Genomic DNA, 17,461 nt, shown 5'->3' on the forward strand with positions numbered 1-17,461 from the left:
CTGCGCTACGGCGAGAACTCGCACCAGCGCGCCGCGATCTACACCCGCACCGGCGGGCATGGCATCGCCCAGGCCACGCAGCTGCAGGGCAAGGAGATGTCGTACAACAACTACGTCGACGCGGATGCCGCGCTGCGCGCCGCGTACGACATGGTGCTGCCCTCGGTGGCCATCGTCAAGCACGCCAACCCGTGCGGCATCGCCACCACGGCGCCGAATGCCCTCGATCCGATCGCCAGCGCGCACCTGCGCGCCCACGAGTGCGACCCGGTGTCGGCGTACGGCGGGGTCATCGCCGCCAACGGAACCGTCACGCTGAAGATGGCGGAGAACCTGAAGGACATCTTCACCGAGGTCATCGTCGCGCCCGACTTCGAGCCGGCCGCGCTGGAGGTCTTCAAGCACAAGAAGAACCTGCGCCTGCTGAAGCTGCCCGAGGACTGGCGCCAGGAGCGGATGGACATCCGTCTGGTCTCCGGCGGCCTGCTGCTGCAGGACGCCGACCGCTTCCCCGACGACATCGTCTCGGTCGCGAAGAACTGGGAGCTCGTCTCGGGCGAGCGACCGGATGAGGTGGCCATGGAGAACCTCATCTTCTCCTGGAAGGCGTGCCGCGCGGTCAAGTCCAACGCCATCGTGCTGGCCAAGGACAACGCGACCGTGGGCGTGGGCATGGGCCAGGTCAACCGCGTCGACTCCTGCCGCCTCGCGGTGGAGCGCGCGGGGGACCGCGCGAAGGGCGCCGTCGCGGCATCCGACGCGTTCTTCCCCTTCGCCGACGGCCCGCAGGTGCTGCTGGATGCCGGTGTGACGGCGATCGTGCAGCCCGGCGGCTCGGTGCGCGACGGCGAGGTCGTGGATGCCGCCCGCAAGGCCGGCGTGACGATGTTCTTCACCGGCGAGCGCCACTTCTTCCACTGACTGGGAGCGAAGCGACCAGGAAGTGGAAGAAGTGTCCGTGAAAGCGGCGGAGCCTGCGGAGCCGCAACCGTTCGTCGAGCGAAGGCGGCGGAGCCGCAAGAGTCGAGACGCGGTGACCCGACCTCTGAAACCCTTCGCAGAGCTCAGGCGGTCGCAGAACTGAGCAGGATGCTGGTCTCGGAGTCGCGGATGCCGTCGATGCCGCGGATCGTGCCGAGCGTCTCGTCGAAGGACGCCAGGCTGTCGCAGCTGATCTCAGCGACGAGATCCCACCGGCCGTTGGTGGTGTGCAGGGCGGCGATCTGCGGCACGCCGCGCAGGCTGCGGATCACGTCGCGGGTGTTGCGGCCCTCCACGGCGATGAGCATGATGGCCCGCACGACCGAGCTGGCGGAGGAGTCGCGCACGCGCACCGAGAACCCCACGATCACGCCGCTGTCCACGAGGCGCTTGAGGTGGCTGTCGACCGTTGCCCTGGTCACGCCCAGCCGCCGGGCGAGGTTCACCACCGACTCGCGTCCGTTGGCGCGCAGCAGCGACAGCAGGCGGCGGTCGAGGTCATCGAGAGTGCTCATGTCACAGAAATGTATTCTATGGTTGCTCAGATTGTCTAGAGAATGTCGCAAATGATCCATGTTGTTGATTGAAAGTACCATCCGGCCCCCGTAGATTGGAGGCAGTACGAGTGAAGGGATGGGCCATGGTCCGTTTTGTCGATGTTCCGAACATGCGCCGCTGGCTGGTCGACACCGGGATCGAGAACGCGATCGAGGGGATCGCGGACACCCTGGTGGAGGACTACAAGCGCTGGGAGCTGTTCGACAAGACGCCTCGCGTGGCCAGCCACTCGAAGGTCGGCGTGATCGAGCTGATGCCCGCCAGCGACGGCGTGCAGTACGGCTTCAAGTTCGTCAACGGCCACCCGAGCAACCCTGCCCGGGGCCTGCAGACCGTCACCGCGTTCGGCGTGCTGGCTGACGTGCAGAGCGGCTACCCGACGCTGTGGTCCGAGATGACCATCCTCACCGCTCTGCGCACGGCTGCGACCTCCGCGATGGTCGCCCGCGTGCTGGCGCCCGAGGGCGCCACCACCATGGCGATGATCGGCACCGGCACCCAGTCCGAGTTCCAGGCGCTCGGGTTCCGCCGGCTGCTCGGCATCCACAGCCTGCGCATCTGGGACACCGACCCGCACGCCATGGACACGTTCGAGCGCAACATGCGCCCGCTGGGCTTCGACATCGTGCGTGCCACCAGCGCCGCCGAGGCCGTCGAGGGCGCGCAGATCATCACCACCTGCACGGCGGACAAGGTCAACGCCACCATCCTCACCGACGACATGGTGAAGCCCGGCGTGCACCTGAACGCGATCGGCGGCGACTGCCCCGGCAAGACCGAGCTCGACGTCCGCATCCTGCGCCGCGGCGACATCTTCGTGGAGTACCCCGAGCAGACCCGCATCGAGGGCGAGATCCAGCAGCTCGACGCCGACCACCCCGTCACGGAGATGTGGCGCGTGCTGCGCGGCGAGGCCGCAGGCCGCACGTCGGCCGAGCAGATCACGATCTTCGACTCGGTGGGCTTCGCCATCGAGGACTTCTCCGCGCTGCGCTACCTGGACGCGGCTCTCGACGGCACCGACTACTTCACCGAGGTCGACATCATCGCCGAGCCCACCGACCCGAAGGACCTGTTCTCGCTCGTCGCCGCGGGCGCGTCAGCCCCCACCCTCGCGTGAGGGCGGCGTCGGCGCAGGCGCCGAACGCCGTGGTGCTGATCCGTCCGCACCACTTCACGCCCAACCCGCAGACCGCCGCCGACAACACGTTCCAGCGCACCACCGACGAGGACGTGTCGCGTGCGGCGTACGACGCGTGCACACGCGTGGCCGAGGTGCTGCAGCGCGAGGGCGTGCGGGTGCACCTGTTCGAGGACGAGGGCTACGCGCACCCCGACAGCGTGTTCCCGAACAACTGGTTCTCCACGCACGCCGGTGGCCGCGTGGCGGTCTATCCGATGTACGCCGAGAACCGTCGCGGGGAGCGCCGGGCCGACATCCTCGAGATGCTGAAGTCCGAGTACCGCGTGCAGGAGGTCATCGACTACTCCGGCCTGGAGCCCGACGGGCTGTTCCTGGAGGGCACCGGCGCCATGGTGCTGGACCACGTCTCGCGCATCGCGTACGCCGTGCGCTCGCACCGGTGCGACCCCGTGCTCGTGGAGCGCTTTTGCACGGTGTTCGGCTACGAGCCGGTGGTGTTCGACGCCGCCGACACGGACGGCGTTCCGATCTACCACACCAACGTCATGATGTGCATCGGCACGGATGTGGCGCTGATCGGGCTGGACGGCATCGTCGGCGACGCCCGCCGTGCAGAGGTCGCCGCCCGCATCCGCGACACCGGGCGCACGATCATCTCGCTCACACCGGATCAGGTCGCGCACTTCGCCGGCAACGCGCTGGAGCTGCGCGACCATGCGGGCGAGCGGATCATGGTGATGTCCGAGACCGCGCACGCCAGTCTGACGCCCGAGCAGCTCGACACGCTCGCGCAGACCGTCCGCGTGCTGCCCATCGACGTGGCGCCCATCGAGCTGGCCGGCGGATCCGTGCGCTGCATGCTCGCCGGCATCCATCTCGACCCGCGCTGAGGTGGCGCTGATCGGCGGATCGGGCACGGCGCACAGCCGTGTCCGATTTCCGCTAGATCGGATGCCGTAGGCGTGACAGCATGGAGGCATGAGCTTCCCGACGATGACCTTCGACGAGCGGTACCGCGCCATCAGCGTGCGCGACACCCGCTTCGACGGGCAGTTCGTCACGGCCGTGCACTCCACCGGCATCTACTGCCGACCCAGCTGCCCTGCTCGCACCCCCAGACCCACCGGCGTCTCGTTCTACCCGACCAGCGCCGCCGCCCATGAGGCCGGGTACCGCGCCTGCAAGCGCTGCCTGCCCGAGGCGGCACCCGGATCCCCGGAATGGAACCTGCGGGGCGATGTCGCGGCCCGCGCCATGCGACTGATCGCCGCCGGTACCGTCGAGCGGGAAGGCGTGCCCGGTCTCGCACGCCGGCTCGGCTATTCGACGCGCCACCTGACCCGGATGCTGTCAGCCGAGCTCGGCGCCGGACCGCTGGCCCTGGCCAGGGCGCACCGCGCGCACACCGCACGGATGCTGCTGGTGGGCACCGACATGCCCATCTCCGAAGTGGCGTTCTCGGCGGGATTCACCAGCATCCGGCAGTGCAACGACACGATCCGCGAGGTGTTCCAGCTCACACCGGGGCAGCTGCGCGGCACGCGACGGGGAGCTCCTGACCCTTCCCTTCGGCAGGCCGGCGCGCGCTCGGCGCAGGCGACAGGCTCAGGAGCCGAGGCCCAGGGCGCCATCGATCTGCTGCTGCCGTATCGCGCGCCCATGGACGCGTCCGGCGTCTTCGCCTGGATGGCGGCCCGTGCCGTGCCCGGCATGGAGGAGGCGACGGAGACGTCCTACGCCAGGCACCTGCGGCTGCCCGGCGGGCCCGCGCACCTGCATGTGCGGCAGAATGCCCACGGCCGGCTGCGGCTGCGCGCCCGCGTCACCCGGCTCGGCGACCTGGCACCGCTGATGTCCACCGCGCGCAGGCTGTTCGATCTCGACGCCGACCCGGTCGGCATCGACGCCGCACTGTCTGCGCACGCCGAGCTCGCGCCGCTCGTGGCGCGCATTCCCGGCATCCGCGTGCCGGGTGCGACCGACCCGCACGAGATGCTCATCCGGGCCATGGTCGGCCAGCAGATCACCGTCGCCGCAGCACGCACCGCACTGACCGCGCTCACCGAGGCGCTGGGGGAGCGCACCCCCGACGGCGGCATCCTGTTCCCCACGATGACCGCCATCGCCGAGCACGGCGCCGAGGTGCTGCGCGGACCCGGTGCCCGCATCCGCGCCATCACGGGTGCAGCAGCGGCGCTGGCCGACGGGTCGCTGACCCTCACGGTCGGCGACGACGCGTCCGAGCAGCGCGCCGCGCTGCTGGCCATGCCGGGCATCGGGCCGTGGACGGCCGACTACGTGCGCATGCGCGTGATCGGCGATCCCGACGTCTTCCTGCCGGGCGACGTCGCCATGCGCGCCGGGGCTGCGGCATCCGATCTTCCCGGCGAGGCGAAGCCGCTGGCCGCCTGGGCCGAGCGCACCGCCCCCTGGCGCAGCTACCTCACCGCCCACCTCTGGCGCGCGGCCCCGATCCGCCCGCCCCGCACGCGCCGTTCCGCCCCGAAGGAGCAGACATGAACGCCATCATCCAGACCATCGAGACCCCCGACGGGGCGCTCACGATCCTCGCAGACGACCGCCAGCGCGTGCTGTCGTCGGGGTGGACCGACGACGTCGAGGCCATCCTCGGACGCCTGCACCCTGCACTGCTCCCGGACGACGTGGCCGAGGGCAGGATGGATGCCGCGGACGCCGCCCTCGCGTACTACGACGGCGACCTGACGGCCATCGACACGGTCGCCGTGCATCAGCGCGGCACGGCCATGCAGAACGCCGGCTGGGCAGCCCTGCGCATGATCGCACCGGGACGGCCGCTGACCTACACCGAGTTCGCCGTCCGGCTGGGCAGCCCGCGCGCCGTCCGTGCTGCGGCATCCATCTGCGCGAAGAACGCCCCGGCGCTGTTCGTGCCGTGCCACCGCGTGCTGCGCTCGGACGGCACGCTCGGCGGCTTCGCCTGGGGTCTGCCGGTCAAGCGCAGCCTGCTGGATCGCGAGGCGGCGCTGGCGGCCTGACCGCCGAGACCCCTCCTGGCCGCCGAAACCCCTCGTGAATCGTGTCGATCATGAGGGGTTTCGGCGCTGCTGAGGGGTATCGGCGGAATACTGGAAAGGGATTTCCCTCTTGCCTGTCCGCCTGTTCGAGGCATAGGCTGAGAGGCTGTCGCGCCGATCGGCCGACGAAGCCGAGCCCGAGGAGGACACCATGGCCACGACGACCGTCACGACCTTCATCACCACAGGCTCGCGCGCTGCTCGCCTGCGCGATTAGAGCACGCTGGGCGGCACCGCCGCCCCGTCGCATCGGATGCCCGGCATCCGCCCTTCACTTCGTCACCGGATCGCCACGCAACTGAGAGTCATGTCTGTCACCTTCTCCTCGTCGTCCCTGTCCACCTTCGCCGCGCTGTGGCGGCTGAAGCCGTTCGTCAAGCCCATCGCCTGGCGCCTCGTCGGCGGCGCGCTCAGTGCGCTGGCCGCCGCCGTGATCGCTCTGATGGTGCCGATCGTGCTCGAGCAGATCATCAGCGGCCCGATCGCGAGCGGCGACGTGCTGGCCATCGTCGGCGGCGCCGGTATCGTGCTGCTGCTCGGCCTCGGCGAGGCCGCCATGGTGTGGCTGCGGCGCTGGTTCGTGCTCACTCCCGCCACCGAGGTCGAGTTCGAGATGCGCGCCGGGCTGTACTCGCGGCTGCAGCACCTGCCCGTGGCATTCCACGACCGCTGGCAGTCCGGCCAGCTGCTGAGCCGCATGATGCAGGACATCAGCCTGATCCGCCGCTGGATCGCGTTCGGCCTGATCCTGCTGGTGGTCAACATCCTCACCATCGGCATCGGCGCCGTGCTGCTGTTCCGCTGGCACTGGATGCTGGGCGCCATCTTCATCCTCACCGGCATCCCGATGTGGATCCAGGGCTTCCTGTTCGAGAAGCGCTACGGCGTGCTGGCCCGGCGCAGCCAGGACCAGGCCGGCGACCTGGCCACCAGCGTCGAGGAGAGCGTGCACGGCATCCGCGTGCTGAAGGCGTTCGGCCGCGGCAAGCACGCCCTGCGCCGCTTCAGCTCGCAGGCCGAGACGCTGCGCCAGACCGAGCTCAGCAAGGCCAGGGCCGTCGGCGAGATCTGGTTCTGGCTCGACCTGATGCCGCAGATCGCGTTCGGCACCAGCCTGCTCACCGGCATCTGGCTCATCTCGATCGGCCAGATCACCGTGGCAGAGCTCTTCGCGTTCTTCGCGATGGCCACCGTGCTGCGCTGGCCCATCGAGTCGATCGGCTTCCTGTTCTCGTTCCTGCTTGACGCCCGCACCGCGACCGACCGCGTGTTCGACATCTACCGCGAGATCAACACCATCGCCGACCCGGAGAAGCCGGTGCACCTGGCCGAGCCGCGCGGCGAGCTGGCGTTCGAGGGTGCGCACTTCCGCTATCAGGATGCCGCGGCCTCCGAGCGCGACCTGCTGGACGGCATCGACCTGGTGCTCGAGCCCGGTGAGACCATGGCGCTGGTGGGTCTGACCGGCTCCGGCAAGACCACGCTGACCACGCTGCCCGCCCGCCTCTACGACGTCACCGGGGGACGGGTCACGCTGGACGGCGTCGACATCCGCGACCTCGAGCTCTCCGAGCTGCGCCGGCACATCGCGATGGCGTTCGAGGACGCCACCCTGTTCTCGGCATCCGTGCGCGAGAACGTGCTGCTGGGACGCGCCGACCTCGATCTGCACAGTCCCGAGGCCGATCGCGTGCTGCGCGAGGCGCTGGATGTCGCGCAGGCCGGCTTCGCCGACGACCTGCCCGAGGGGCTGGAGACCATCATCGGCGAGGAGGGGCTGAGCCTCTCCGGGGGGCAGCGGCAGCGCCTGGCGCTGGCGCGGGCCGTCGCCGCGGCCCCGAAGGTGCTGGTGCTGGACGATCCGCTCTCGGCGCTGGACGTCGACACCGAGGCCCTGGTCGAAGAGGCGCTGCGGCATGTGCTGGCCGAGACCACCGCGCTGATCGTGGCGCACCGTCCCTCGACGGTGGCGCTCGCGGACCGCGTGGCGCTGCTGGAGAAGGGCAGGATCACGGCCGTCGGCAAGCACTCCGACCTGCTGCGCACCAGTGCCCACTACCGGCACGTGATCTCGAGCCTGGAGGCCGAGCGCGCTGAGCATGCCGCGAGAACCGGGGCGATCCCGGTGATACCGGATGCCGAGCCCGAGGCATCCGACCAGGAGAAGGAGGTGCAGGCATGAGCGTGGTGGGAACCCAGAACGAGGACCGCTCCGACTACACCAAGGAGGAGAGCCGGTTCATCAGGCGCCGTTCGCTGCGCCTGCTCGGCTCGCTGATCAAGCCGCTGCACCTGCGCATCGGCATGGCGGCCCTGGTGCTCGTGGTCTCCACCGCACTGCAGGTGGCCGGCCCCATCCTGATCGGCATCGCGCTGGACGACGCGCTGCCCACGCTGCTGAAGACGGCGGACTGGATGCCCGCCATCCTGGTCACCGCCGTCTACCTGCTGGCCGGGATCATCGGATCCGTGCTGATCGGCCTGTACGTGGTGCTGGCGGCGCGCATCACCCAGGCGGTCCTGCTGGACCTGCGCAAGCGCATCTTCCTGCACACGCAGCGTCTGAGCCTGGAGTTCCACGAGTCGTACACCTCGGGACGCATCATCTCCCGGCAGACCAGCGACCTGGACTCCATCCGCGAGCTGCTGGACGGCGGGCTGAACAATCTCGTCTCCGGGGCGCTGTTCGGCATCTTCACCTTCATCGCGCTGGTCGTCGCCGACTGGCAGTCCGGCATCATCCTGCTGCTGGCGGGCTTCCCGCTGTGGCTGCTGATGCGCTGGTTCTACCGCCGCTCGCAGCTGCTGTACCGCGAGTCCCGCGTGATCAGCGCCAAGGTGATCGTGCAGTTCGTGGAGACGATGACCGGCATCCGCGCTGTGAAGTCGTTCCGCAAGGAGCCGCGCAACGACGTCTCCTTCCGCCAGGTGGCGGGCGACTACCGCGACATCAACCGTCGCTCGATGAACCTGTTCGGCACCTTCGACCCGGGACTGATGGGCGTCTCGGCCATCACGACCGCGCTGGTGGTGCTGTGGGGCGGCATCCGCGTGGCAGACGGCGCCCTGGGCGTCGGCGTGCTGCTGGCCACCGTGCTGTATGTGCGCAACTTCTTCGCGCCCATGCAGGACATCGCCGGGTTCCTGAACTCCTACCAGTCCGCCACGGCGGCGCTGGAGAAGGTGTCGGGAGTGCTGGAGGAGGTGCCGACGGTTCCCGACCCGGAGAAGCCGATCGACCTGTGGACCTCCCGCGGCGCCGTGCGCTTCGACGACGTGACCTTCGGGTACAACGGCGAGAAGACGATCCTGCCGAGCTTCGACCTGGACATCCCAGCCGGGCAGACCATCGCGCTGGTGGGCACGACCGGCGCCGGCAAGTCGACGCTGGCGAAGCTGGTGTCGCGGTTCTACGACCCGACCGTGGGCGCGGTCACGCTGGATGGTGTGGATCTGCGGATGCTGCATCCCAAGGACCTGCGCCGCGCCATCGTGATGGTGACGCAGGAGGCGTACCTGTTCAGCGGCACGGTCGCGGACAACATCGCACTGGGTAAGCCGGAGGCGACGCTCGAGGAGATCCGCGCGGCGGCGCGGGCCGTGGGCGCCGACGAGTTCATCCTGTCGCTGCCCGACGGCTACGACACCGACGTGAACAAGCGCGGCGGCCGCGTCTCGGCAGGCCAGCGTCAGCTGATCTCGTTCGCGCGGGCGTTCCTCGCCGACCCTGCGGTGCTGATCCTCGACGAGGCGACGGCCTCGCTGGACATCCCCTCGGAGCGACTCATCCAGGAGGCCCTGCAGACGCTGCTGGCCGATCGCACGGCCATCATCATCGCGCACCGCCTGTCGACGGTCGCCATCGCCGACCGCGTGCTGGTGATGGAGCACGGCCGCATCATCGAGGACGGCACGCCCGACGAGCTCATCGCGGGCACCGGCAAGTTCGCGCAGCTGCACGCCGCCTGGCAGGAGACCCTGGTCTGAACCCCACAACCCCGTCTCTTTGCGCCGAACGCGCCGATTCTGCGCCGGAATCCGACATTCGGCGCAAAGAGGCGGGCTGTTAGGTTGAGAGGGTGAACGGCAGGCGGCTGGGGTACGACGCGGCACGGCTCGAGCTGCGCCAGGCGCAGAAGGACGCGCGGGATGCCGCGGTCGCGGCCCGTGTGGCCCGTGCCGAGGCCGCGCGCGCGAACGCCCAGCGCGCCGCATCGCAGGCGGATGCCGCAGCCGTCACGGCCTCGCGCCGTGCGCTGCGAGAGGCGCAGCTGGCGTCGCGCGCGGCGGCCGCGCAGGTGCGCGCCGCGCGGGCACGGGTCACCGCCGAGCGGATGTCACTGGGCACCGGATCCGTACTGCCGCTGGACCGGCTGCGCACCCGCCACGAGAGCGTGCTGGCCCGCTGGATCGCCTACGAGACCGACCCCGGCCTGGCCCTGGCGTACCCCGCGATGAGCGACGCCCGTCAGCCCCACACGGCCGCGTTCCTCGTGATCGTCGAGCGCGCGCGGGAGCAGCGCCCACCCGAGGGCGGCCGCGTCACAGCATCCGACTACTCGCAGTACCGCCAGTCGGTCGACGACTTGGAGCACGCGTTCGACCTCGCCGAGCGCTCGGCGCGGGGTGAGCGAGTGCAGCAGGAGCTACCGGATGCCCTGTGGGAGGCCGCCCGCGGCTTCGCCGAGCGCTCCACCGACATGCTGAACCGCACGGCGGAGATGCTGGGCGAATGGACCTCGCGACGCCGGGAGCGCTGAGCTACGCGTCGACCGTGCGCGTGCGCATCAGCCGCTGATACCAGCGTCCGGAGTCCTTGACCGTGCGCTCCAGGGTGTCGAAGTCCACGCGCACGATCCCGAACCGCTTGGCGTAGCCGTAGCCCCACTCGAAGTTGTCCAGCAGCGACCACACGAAGTACCCGCGCAGGTCCACGCCGCGGGCCAGCGCCCGGTGCGCGGCCGTGAAGTGCCGGCGCAGGTAGTCGGTGCGCTCGGCATCCCGCACCGAACCGTCCGGCGCGACCTCGTCGTCGAACGCGGCGCCGTTCTCGGTGACCATCAGCGCCTGTCCGGGGAACTGCTCCGACAGTGAGACCAGCAGCTCCTCCAGCCCCTCCGGGGCGATGTTCCACCCCATGGCTGTGTGCGGGCCGGGCTGCTCCACGAACTCGACGCTCCGGTCGCTGCCGGGCCAGGCGGTTCCGCCTTCGGCGCCTTTGTGGCCGTCGTTGCGCTGCTGCGGCGAGACGCCGTCCCACAGTCGCACGGTGGCCGTGGAGTAGTAGTTCACGCCCAGCACGTCCAAGGGCTGGTGGATGGTCTCCAAGTCGCCGTCCTGCACGAAGCCCCAGTCCGTGACGGATGCCGTGTCCGCCAGCAGATCGGCGGGGTACTCCCCCCGCAGCATGGGGCCGGTGAACGCCCGGTTCGCCAGCGCGTCGATGCGGCGCACGGCCTCCGCGGCCCCGTCGCCCTGCCCGCGCAGCACGTGGAAGTTCAGCGTGACCGAGTAATCGGGATCGCCCGTGGACGTCGCGCGCAGCGCCTGCAGCGCGTGCCCGTGGGCGAGGTTGAGATGATGCACGGCGGACAGAGCGGATGTCGGCTCGTGCCGCCCCGGCGCGTGACCGCCCTGCCCGTAGCCGAGGTACGCCGAGCACCACGGCTCGTTGAGCGTGGTCCAGGTGTGCACGCGGTCGCCGAGGGCCGCACCCATGATCGCGGCGTACTCCGCGAAGGCGTCCACCGTCGCACGGGATGCCCAGCCGCCGGCATCCTCCAGGTACTGCGGCAGATCCCAGTGATACAGCGTCGCCACCGGGCGGATGTCGCGCTCGAGCAGCCCGTCGACCAGCCGGGAGTAGAAGTCCACGCCGGCACCATTCGCTCCGCCGCCCGGCACGGGGACGATGCGCGGCCAGGCGATCGAGAACCGGTAGGCCTCGAGGCCCAGCTCGGCCATCAGGCCGAGGTCCTGCTCCACGCGATGGAAGTGGTCGCAGGCCACGTCCCCGGTGTCGCCGTTCCACACCCGTCCCGGCGTGCGGCTGAACGTGTCCCAGATCGAGGGCGTGCGGCCCTGCTCGGCCGCGCCGCCCTCCACCTGGTAGGCGGCCGTCGCCGATCCGAAGATGAAGTCCTCGGGGAACACCAGTCCCGAGCCGCGGTAGTCGTCGATCGGAACGGTCATTCCGTCGTCTCCTCGAGGTTCACCGCGTAGTCGCGTGCGGTGCCGTCCGGGGCCGTGACGGTGACGGATGCCGTGCCGGTGCCGCCTGGGAAGACCCGCAGCCGCAGGCCGTCGTGGTAGTCGTAGTCGGGCCGGTCCGTGCGGGCGCCCCAGGGGATCACGGCGCCCGGGCGCGCGTACAGCGGCAGCGAGAGGAAGTCGTGCACCTCACTGCGCCAGCCGCCGCCGGTCACGGTCTCGCCGGTCAGCAGCGAGGTCCACTGCCCGGCGGGCAGGTAGAACTCCACCTCGCCCGACGCGCTGAGCACGGGAGCCACCAGCAGGTCGGGGCCCAGCATGTACTGCCGGTCCAGGTGCCCGGTGGCGGGATCTTCGGGGAACTCCAGCGCCATCGGCCGCATGAGCGGCACGCCGGTGCGCCCGGCGTCGAGTCCGTGCTGGTACAGGTACGGCATGAGTCGCATCTTCAGCTGCGTGAATCGGCGGGTGACCTCCACGGCCTCGTCGTCGAACGCCCACGGCACCCGGTACGAGTTCGAGCCGTGGAAGCGGGAGTGCGAGCCCAGCAGGCCGAACGCCGTCCAGCGCTTGAAGACCCCGGCGTCCGGAGTGCCCTCGAAGCCGCCGATGTCGTGGCTCCAGAACGCGAAGCCGCTCATCGCCAGCGACAGTCCGCCGCGCAGGGTCTCCGCCATCGACACGTAGGTCGAGGTGGAGTCGCCGCCCCAGTGCACGGGCATGCTCTGCCCACCCGCGGTCGCCGAGCGTGCGAACAGCACGGCGTCGCCCGCACCCCGGGCATCCACCAGCACCTCGTGCACGGCGCGGTTGTACAGCTGGGTGTAGAGATTGTGCATGCGCTCGGGATCGGCGCCGTCCGCCCACACCACGTCGGTGGGGATGCGCTCGCCGAAGTCCGTCTTGAAGCAGTCCACGCCCTGGTCCACGAGGCGGCGCAGGTGCGACTGGTACCAGGCGGTGGCGTCGGGGTTCGTGAAGTCGACCAGGCCCATGCCGGCCTGCCACAGGTCCCACTGCCACACCGCGCCGTCCGGACGGGTGACCAGATAGCCGGCGTCCGCGGCCTCGCGGAACAGCGGCGACCGCTGCGCGATGTACGGGTTGATCCACACGCTCACCCGCAGATCCTTCTCGTGCAGTCGCGCCAGCATGCCGTCGGGGTCGGGGAACACCCGCGGATCCCACTCGAAGTCGCACCAGTTGAACTCGCGCATCCAGAAGCAGTCGAAGTGGAACACCGACACCGGCAGCTCGCGGGCCGCCATCTCGTCGATGAACGAGTTGACGGTCTGCTCGTCGTAGTCGGTGGTGAAGCTCGTCGACAGCCACAGCCCGTACGACCAGGCCGGCACCACGGGCGGCCGTCCGGTGAGTGCGGTGTATCGTCCCAGCACCTCCTTGGGCGTGGGGCCGGCGATGACGAAGTACTCGAGCACCTCGCCGGATACCGAGAACTGCACGCGCTCCACGGCCTCGGAGCCCACCTCGTACGAGACATGCCCGGGGTCGTTGACCAGCACGCCGTAGCCGCGATTCGACAGATGGAACGGGATGCTCTTGTAGGCCTGCTCGCTGGAGGTGCCGCCGTCGGCGTTCCAGATCTCCACCGACTGGCCGTTCTTCACCAGCGGTCCGAAGCGCTCGCCGAGGCCGTAGACCAGCTCGCCCACGCCCAGGTCCAGCTGCTCGTGCACGAACGCGCGGGATGCGGGGACATCGCCACCCTGCCGGGCGTTGCCGACGATCCCGGAATCCACCTGCGCGTCCGCCGCCAGCCGCACGTACCCCTGCGCCTTGTGGCCGCTGCCGGTCACCCGTCGCCCGTCGATCTCGAACGACAGGTCCCAGGGCGCCCCGGGCGCGATGCGGGCGACCAGCCCGCCGGCATCCAGCATCCCGCCTTCGGCGGAGACGACGACGGATGCCGCTCCCGAGCCCGCACCGGGCAGGTCGAACCCGCCGTGCCACCGGCCGCCGACGTGGTGCGCGATGCGCACCCGGATGACTCCCTCGGCGGGGGAGGAGAGGGTGGTGGTCAGCACCGGGCGGTTCAGGGTGTCGCCGCGCTTGGCGATGACCGCCGTGGGCGCCGTGATGACCAGGCCGGGACCGTCGGGGGTGTCGGTGCGGTCGACGTCGTACGCCTCCTGCGCGTACAGCGCGCTCACCCCGGGCCGGAGCTGCCAGAAACCATCGGTGAACTTCATTACTTGACTGCTCCTGCCGTGATGCCGCGGGTGAGGGTGCGCTGGAAGATGAGGAAGAAGATGAGCGTCGGGATGATCCCCAGCAGTGCCGACGCGCTCGTCGTGGTCACGTCCATGAGCCGGTCGCCCTGCAGCACGCTGATCGCCACCGGCACGGTCTGGTTGGCGTTGGACGCCAGGAACGTCAGCGGGATGAGGAACTCGTTCCACGTCCAGATGAAGAAGAAGATCAGCAGCACCGACAGCGTCGGCCGGCTGATCGGGAACACCACCCACCACAGGATCTGCCAGCGGCCGGCGCCGTCGAGGGATGCCGCCTCCAGCACCTCCTTGGGGAACGTGCCGTACACGGAGGAGAGCAGATAGGTGCCGAACGCGGCCTGGATGACGGTGAACACGATGATCACCGACCAGATGTTGTCGTAGAGTCCGACGCTCTTGAACATGTAGTACAGCGGGTACAGCAGCGCCTCCTGCGGCAGCAGGTTGGCCATCAGGAACAGCAGCACGATCCAGGTGCGCCCTCGGACCCTGCCGATGCCGATCGCGAACGCGTTGAGCATGGAGATCAGCACCGCGAGCACCGAGACGACGCCGGAGATGAGGATCGAGTTCCACACCTTCTCCGGGAAGTTCACGCGCTCCCAGAACTTCGCGATGCCGGTGAAGTCCAGCTCGTGCGGGAGGGCCAGCGGGCCGGAGGTGGCATAGTCCACGGGTGACTTGAAGGAGTTCACCAGCACCAGGTAGAACGGCACCAGCACGAGGATGCCGCCGGCGACGACCAGTGCCAGCAGCAGCCAGTCGACGGGACGACGGCGGGTCATGCCGCCGCGCGGACGGGGAGTGCCGGTTCTGCCGGACTTGCCGGTGACGGTCGCGGTCGTGGCGCTCACAGTCCCGCCCTCTCCTTCTGCTCCACGGAGTTCTGCACTCGGATGAAGATGATCGAGACGATCACCACGACGATGGTCAGCACCGTCGCGATGGTGGCGCCGTAGCCGATGTTCCGCTTGGTGAAGAACTCCTGATAGGCGTAGTACGACGGCACGAGGGTGGCACCCGCGGGACCGCCGCGGGTGATGACGTACACCGGGCCGAACACCTTCAGCGCGGCGATGGTGCAGGTGAGCGTGACGACGAAGATCTCGGGGCGGATGATGCTCACGGTGATGGCCCGGAACCGCTGGATCCAGTTCGCGCCGTCCAGCTCCGCCGCCTCGTACAGCTCGGGGTCCACGCGCTGCAGGGCCGCCATGAAGATGACCACGGGATAGCCCAGCTGCACCCACACCATCACGACCATCAGCACGATCAGCGCCGACGGCATCCGTCCCAGCCAGTCGACATCCGGGATGCCGAACCAGCCCAGCATCTGGTTGAGAGCGCCGTCGCTGTCGGGGCGCACGATCCAGCCGATCACGATGCCGGCGACCACCACCGGGAGGATCTGCGGCAGGTAGTACGTGGCCCGCAGGAAGCTGCCGACCTTCCCGCCGAACTTCCGGCCGATGACGTCGAACAGCAGGGCGGCCACCAGCAGCCCCAGGATGGTCGGGACCACCACCATGGCGAGGATCATCCACACCGAGTTCGAGAACGACGTCCAGAACGCGTCGTCGGTGAACAGCTTCTGCCAGTTCTCCAGGCCGATGAACTCGGGGGCGCGCACGCCGCGCCACTTCTGGAAGGTGAGGTACACGTTCCAGCCGAGGGGGATCAGCACGATGATCAGCAGCAGCACGAAGCCGGGCAGCAGGTAGAGCCAGTAGCCGCCGGTGCCGCCCTTGCCCTGGGGGATCGCGGGCTGCTCGGGCGGAGTCGTCCGCCTGGTGCGCCTGGCACTGGTGCGGCTGGCGCTGGTGCGCGTGGTGTCACCGGTGCGCGTGGTGAGAGTCATGTCCATCACTCCTCGGTCGGGTCGGAGTCGGTCGGGTCGGGGCGATGCGCGGGCGTCGCCCCGACCCTCGGGGGATCAGCGGAAGTCCGCGGTGCCCTCGTCGTAGGCCTTGCCCAGGCCCTCATCGACAGCCTTGACGTCTTCGGAGCCCGTGACCAGGCCCTGCAGCTGCTGCACGATCACGTCGTAGAAGCCGGGTGCGGGCCAGTCCGGGTAGAAGGACAGGCCGTCCTTGTCGAGGATGCCGTTGAAGGTCTTGATGAGCTCGGAGCTCTTCACGTCGGTGACGTCGCTGGGGTTCGCCGCGACGGGCAGCCCGCCGTTGTTGCCGATGATCGCCTGGATCTCCGGGCGCATCGTGATGTCGATGAACTTGTACGCGAGGTCCTTGTTCTTGGCGTTCTCCGGCACGACCCAGAGGTTGCCGGAGGAGCCCAGCGACAGATCGGCGCCGGGGAAGGCGGTCATGGTCCAGTCGAAGCTCGTCGCTTCGGTGACGAACCGGCCGTACCACCACGAGCCGGAGACGAAGATGGGCGCCTTGCCGTTGATGAACGACACTCCGGCGTCCTCCGCCTTGATGGAGGAGACGTCCTTCGCGATGTAGCCCTTGTCCACGTACTCCTTCAGAGTCTTCGTCGCGGAGGTGATCTCGGGGCCCTGCCAGTCGACGGGCTTCTTGTAGAGCTGGTAGTCGTCGACGAAGGAGCGGTCGCCGTTCATGAGCGCCAGCTGGTACCAGAGCTGCCCGAGCGGGTACTCGGCACCGGCCTCGGCCAGCGGCGTGATGCCCTTGGCGACGAACGCGTCGAGCACGGTGACGAACTCGTCGTAGGTGGTGGGGATCTGCAGGCCTGCTGCGTCGAAGGCGTCCTTGTTGTAGTAGACGCCGACGAACTCGCCGTAGTTCGGCACGCCGTACCAGGTGTCTCCGCCCATGACGCCCTTGTCGTCGTACTTGGCGGTGGTCTGCAGCGACGGGGCGAGCTTCTTGTCCCAGCCGTACTTCTTCACGGCATCCGAGATGTCGGTGATCAGGCCGGTGGAGGCCAGGAAGCCCGCGGTCGCGTTGCCCTTGTTGAACTCCATCAGGTCGGGCGCGGCGTCGGTGTCCAGCACCTGGCTGGCCGTCTTCTGGATCTGCTCGAAGGACTTCTCCTCGAAGGTGACCTTGGCGCCGGTCTCCTTCTCGAAGACCTTGATGGCCTCGTTCCAGGCCTTGCCCATGGCGCTGTCGGCGCCCTCGTAGTGCCAGAGCTTCAGCGTCTGCCCGTCACCTCCTCCTCCAGAGCCTCCGGCGGGGGAGCAGCCGACCATGGCCAGTCCTGCGGTGAGGGCCGCGATCGCGGCCAGTATCTTCGTCCTGCGTGTGGTGCGTGCCATCGTCGGCACTCCTTCTGTG

At 69.3% G+C, this 17,461-nt stretch carries 14 protein-coding genes; 8 read left to right on the plus strand and 6 right to left on the minus strand.

The window, feature by feature from the left end:
* Positions 1-921: bifunctional phosphoribosylaminoimidazolecarboxamide formyltransferase/IMP cyclohydrolase (gene purH / locus Q0568_RS00005; protein WP_298860222.1), on the plus strand; the 921-nt coding region annotated here is incomplete at its 5' end.
* Positions 922-1,064: 143 nt separating this feature from the next.
* Here the strand turns inward: purH and Q0568_RS00010 are convergent.
* A complete protein-coding gene (locus tag Q0568_RS00010) occupies positions 1,065-1,496 on the minus strand; it encodes an Lrp/AsnC family transcriptional regulator (RefSeq protein WP_298860225.1) in 432 nt (143 codons plus the stop codon).
* Positions 1,497-1,621: 125 nt separating this feature from the next.
* Between Q0568_RS00010 and Q0568_RS00015 the strand changes: the two genes are divergently transcribed.
* The 7 genes from Q0568_RS00015 to Q0568_RS00045 all read left to right on the plus strand — a co-directional run bounded on the left by Q0568_RS00015 (position 1,622) and on the right by Q0568_RS00045 (position 10,499).
* Positions 1,622-2,659 (plus strand): ornithine cyclodeaminase, encoded by a 1,038-nt coding sequence (locus Q0568_RS00015; RefSeq protein ID WP_298860229.1) that lies wholly within the window; start codon positions 1,622-1,624, stop codon positions 2,657-2,659.
* Positions 2,656-3,573, plus strand: coding sequence for a citrulline utilization hydrolase CtlX (ctlX, locus tag Q0568_RS00020; RefSeq protein WP_298860234.1), 918 nt, complete (start codon positions 2,656-2,658; stop codon positions 3,571-3,573). The genes Q0568_RS00015 and ctlX overlap by 4 nt, the downstream gene beginning before the upstream one ends.
* An 88-nt stretch (positions 3,574-3,661) precedes the next feature.
* Complete coding sequence (locus Q0568_RS00025) at positions 3,662-5,203, plus strand: AlkA N-terminal domain-containing protein (protein WP_298860236.1); 1,542 nt, start codon at positions 3,662-3,664, stop codon at positions 5,201-5,203.
* Positions 5,200-5,700 carry a methylated-DNA--[protein]-cysteine S-methyltransferase gene (locus tag Q0568_RS00030; protein ID WP_298860239.1) on the plus strand — a complete coding sequence of 167 codons (501 nt, stop codon included), beginning with the start codon at positions 5,200-5,202 and terminating at the stop codon, positions 5,698-5,700. Before Q0568_RS00025 ends, Q0568_RS00030 begins: the two co-directional genes overlap by 4 nt.
* A gap of 346 nt (positions 5,701-6,046) precedes the next feature.
* Positions 6,047-7,921 carry an ABC transporter ATP-binding protein gene (locus tag Q0568_RS00035; protein ID WP_298860242.1) on the plus strand — a complete coding sequence of 625 codons (1,875 nt, stop codon included), beginning with the start codon at positions 6,047-6,049 and terminating at the stop codon, positions 7,919-7,921.
* Positions 7,918-9,726 carry an ABC transporter ATP-binding protein gene (locus tag Q0568_RS00040; protein WP_298860246.1) on the plus strand — a complete coding sequence of 603 codons (1,809 nt, stop codon included), beginning with the start codon at positions 7,918-7,920 and terminating at the stop codon, positions 9,724-9,726. Before Q0568_RS00035 ends, Q0568_RS00040 begins: the two co-directional genes overlap by 4 nt.
* A gap of 92 nt (positions 9,727-9,818) precedes the next feature.
* Positions 9,819-10,499 (plus strand): hypothetical protein, encoded by a 681-nt coding sequence (locus Q0568_RS00045; protein WP_298860249.1) that lies wholly within the window; start codon positions 9,819-9,821, stop codon positions 10,497-10,499.
* Between the two features lies 1 nt (position 10,500).
* Here Q0568_RS00045 and Q0568_RS00050 read toward each other — a convergent pair whose 3' ends face one another.
* From Q0568_RS00050 to Q0568_RS00070, 5 genes are all read right to left on the minus strand, one after another.
* Entirely contained in the window at positions 10,501-11,931 is a 1,431-nt protein-coding gene (locus Q0568_RS00050) for a GH1 family beta-glucosidase (protein ID WP_298860252.1), read from the minus strand.
* Complete coding sequence (gene yicI, locus Q0568_RS00055) at positions 11,928-14,159, minus strand: alpha-xylosidase (RefSeq protein WP_298860255.1); 2,232 nt, start codon at positions 14,157-14,159, stop codon at positions 11,928-11,930. Before yicI ends, Q0568_RS00050 begins: the two co-directional genes overlap by 4 nt.
* Positions 14,159-14,986: a carbohydrate ABC transporter permease gene (locus tag Q0568_RS00060; protein ID WP_298860295.1), complete on the minus strand. Its 828-nt coding sequence runs from the start codon at positions 14,984-14,986 to the stop codon at positions 14,159-14,161. Before Q0568_RS00060 ends, yicI begins: the two co-directional genes overlap by 1 nt.
* 65 nt (positions 14,987-15,051) lie before the next feature.
* On the minus strand, positions 15,052-16,059 hold the full coding sequence (locus Q0568_RS00065) for a carbohydrate ABC transporter permease (RefSeq protein ID WP_298860258.1): 1,008 nt from the start codon (positions 16,057-16,059) through the stop codon (positions 15,052-15,054).
* Positions 16,060-16,134: 75 nt separating this feature from the next.
* Entirely contained in the window at positions 16,135-17,442 is a 1,308-nt protein-coding gene (locus Q0568_RS00070) for an extracellular solute-binding protein (RefSeq protein ID WP_298860261.1), read from the minus strand.
* Between the last annotated feature and the right edge of the window lie 19 nt (positions 17,443-17,461).

Origin of the sequence: uncultured Microbacterium sp. (assembly GCF_937927635.1) — a bacterium.
GTDB lineage: Bacteria > Actinomycetota > Actinomycetes > Actinomycetales > Microbacteriaceae > Microbacterium.

What these genes read in the sequence shown, in the direction of transcription:
- Q0568_RS00010 (WP_298860225.1), bottom strand. Translation starts at nt 1,496, where the DNA reads ATGAGCACTCTCGATGACCTCGACCGCCGCCTGCTGTCGCTGCTGCGC.
- Q0568_RS00015 (WP_298860229.1), top strand. Translation starts at nt 1,622, where the DNA reads ATGGTCCGTTTTGTCGATGTTCCGAACATGCGCCGCTGGCTGGTCGAC.
- Q0568_RS00025 (WP_298860236.1), top strand. Translation starts at nt 3,662, where the DNA reads ATGAGCTTCCCGACGATGACCTTCGACGAGCGGTACCGCGCCATCAGC.
- Q0568_RS00030 (WP_298860239.1), top strand. Translation starts at nt 5,200, where the DNA reads ATGAACGCCATCATCCAGACCATCGAGACCCCCGACGGGGCGCTCACG.
- Q0568_RS00035 (WP_298860242.1), top strand. Translation starts at nt 6,047, where the DNA reads ATGTCTGTCACCTTCTCCTCGTCGTCCCTGTCCACCTTCGCCGCGCTG.
- Q0568_RS00040 (WP_298860246.1), top strand. Translation starts at nt 7,918, where the DNA reads ATGAGCGTGGTGGGAACCCAGAACGAGGACCGCTCCGACTACACCAAG.
- Q0568_RS00050 (WP_298860252.1), bottom strand. Translation starts at nt 11,931, where the DNA reads ATGACCGTTCCGATCGACGACTACCGCGGCTCGGGACTGGTGTTCCCC.
- yicI (WP_298860255.1), bottom strand. Translation starts at nt 14,159, where the DNA reads ATGAAGTTCACCGATGGTTTCTGGCAGCTCCGGCCCGGGGTGAGCGCG.
- Q0568_RS00060 (WP_298860295.1), bottom strand. Translation starts at nt 14,986, where the DNA reads ATGACCCGCCGTCGTCCCGTCGACTGGCTGCTGCTGGCACTGGTCGTC.
- Q0568_RS00065 (WP_298860258.1), bottom strand. Translation starts at nt 16,059, where the DNA reads ATGACTCTCACCACGCGCACCGGTGACACCACGCGCACCAGCGCCAGC.
- Q0568_RS00070 (WP_298860261.1), bottom strand. Translation starts at nt 17,442, where the DNA reads ATGGCACGCACCACACGCAGGACGAAGATACTGGCCGCGATCGCGGCC.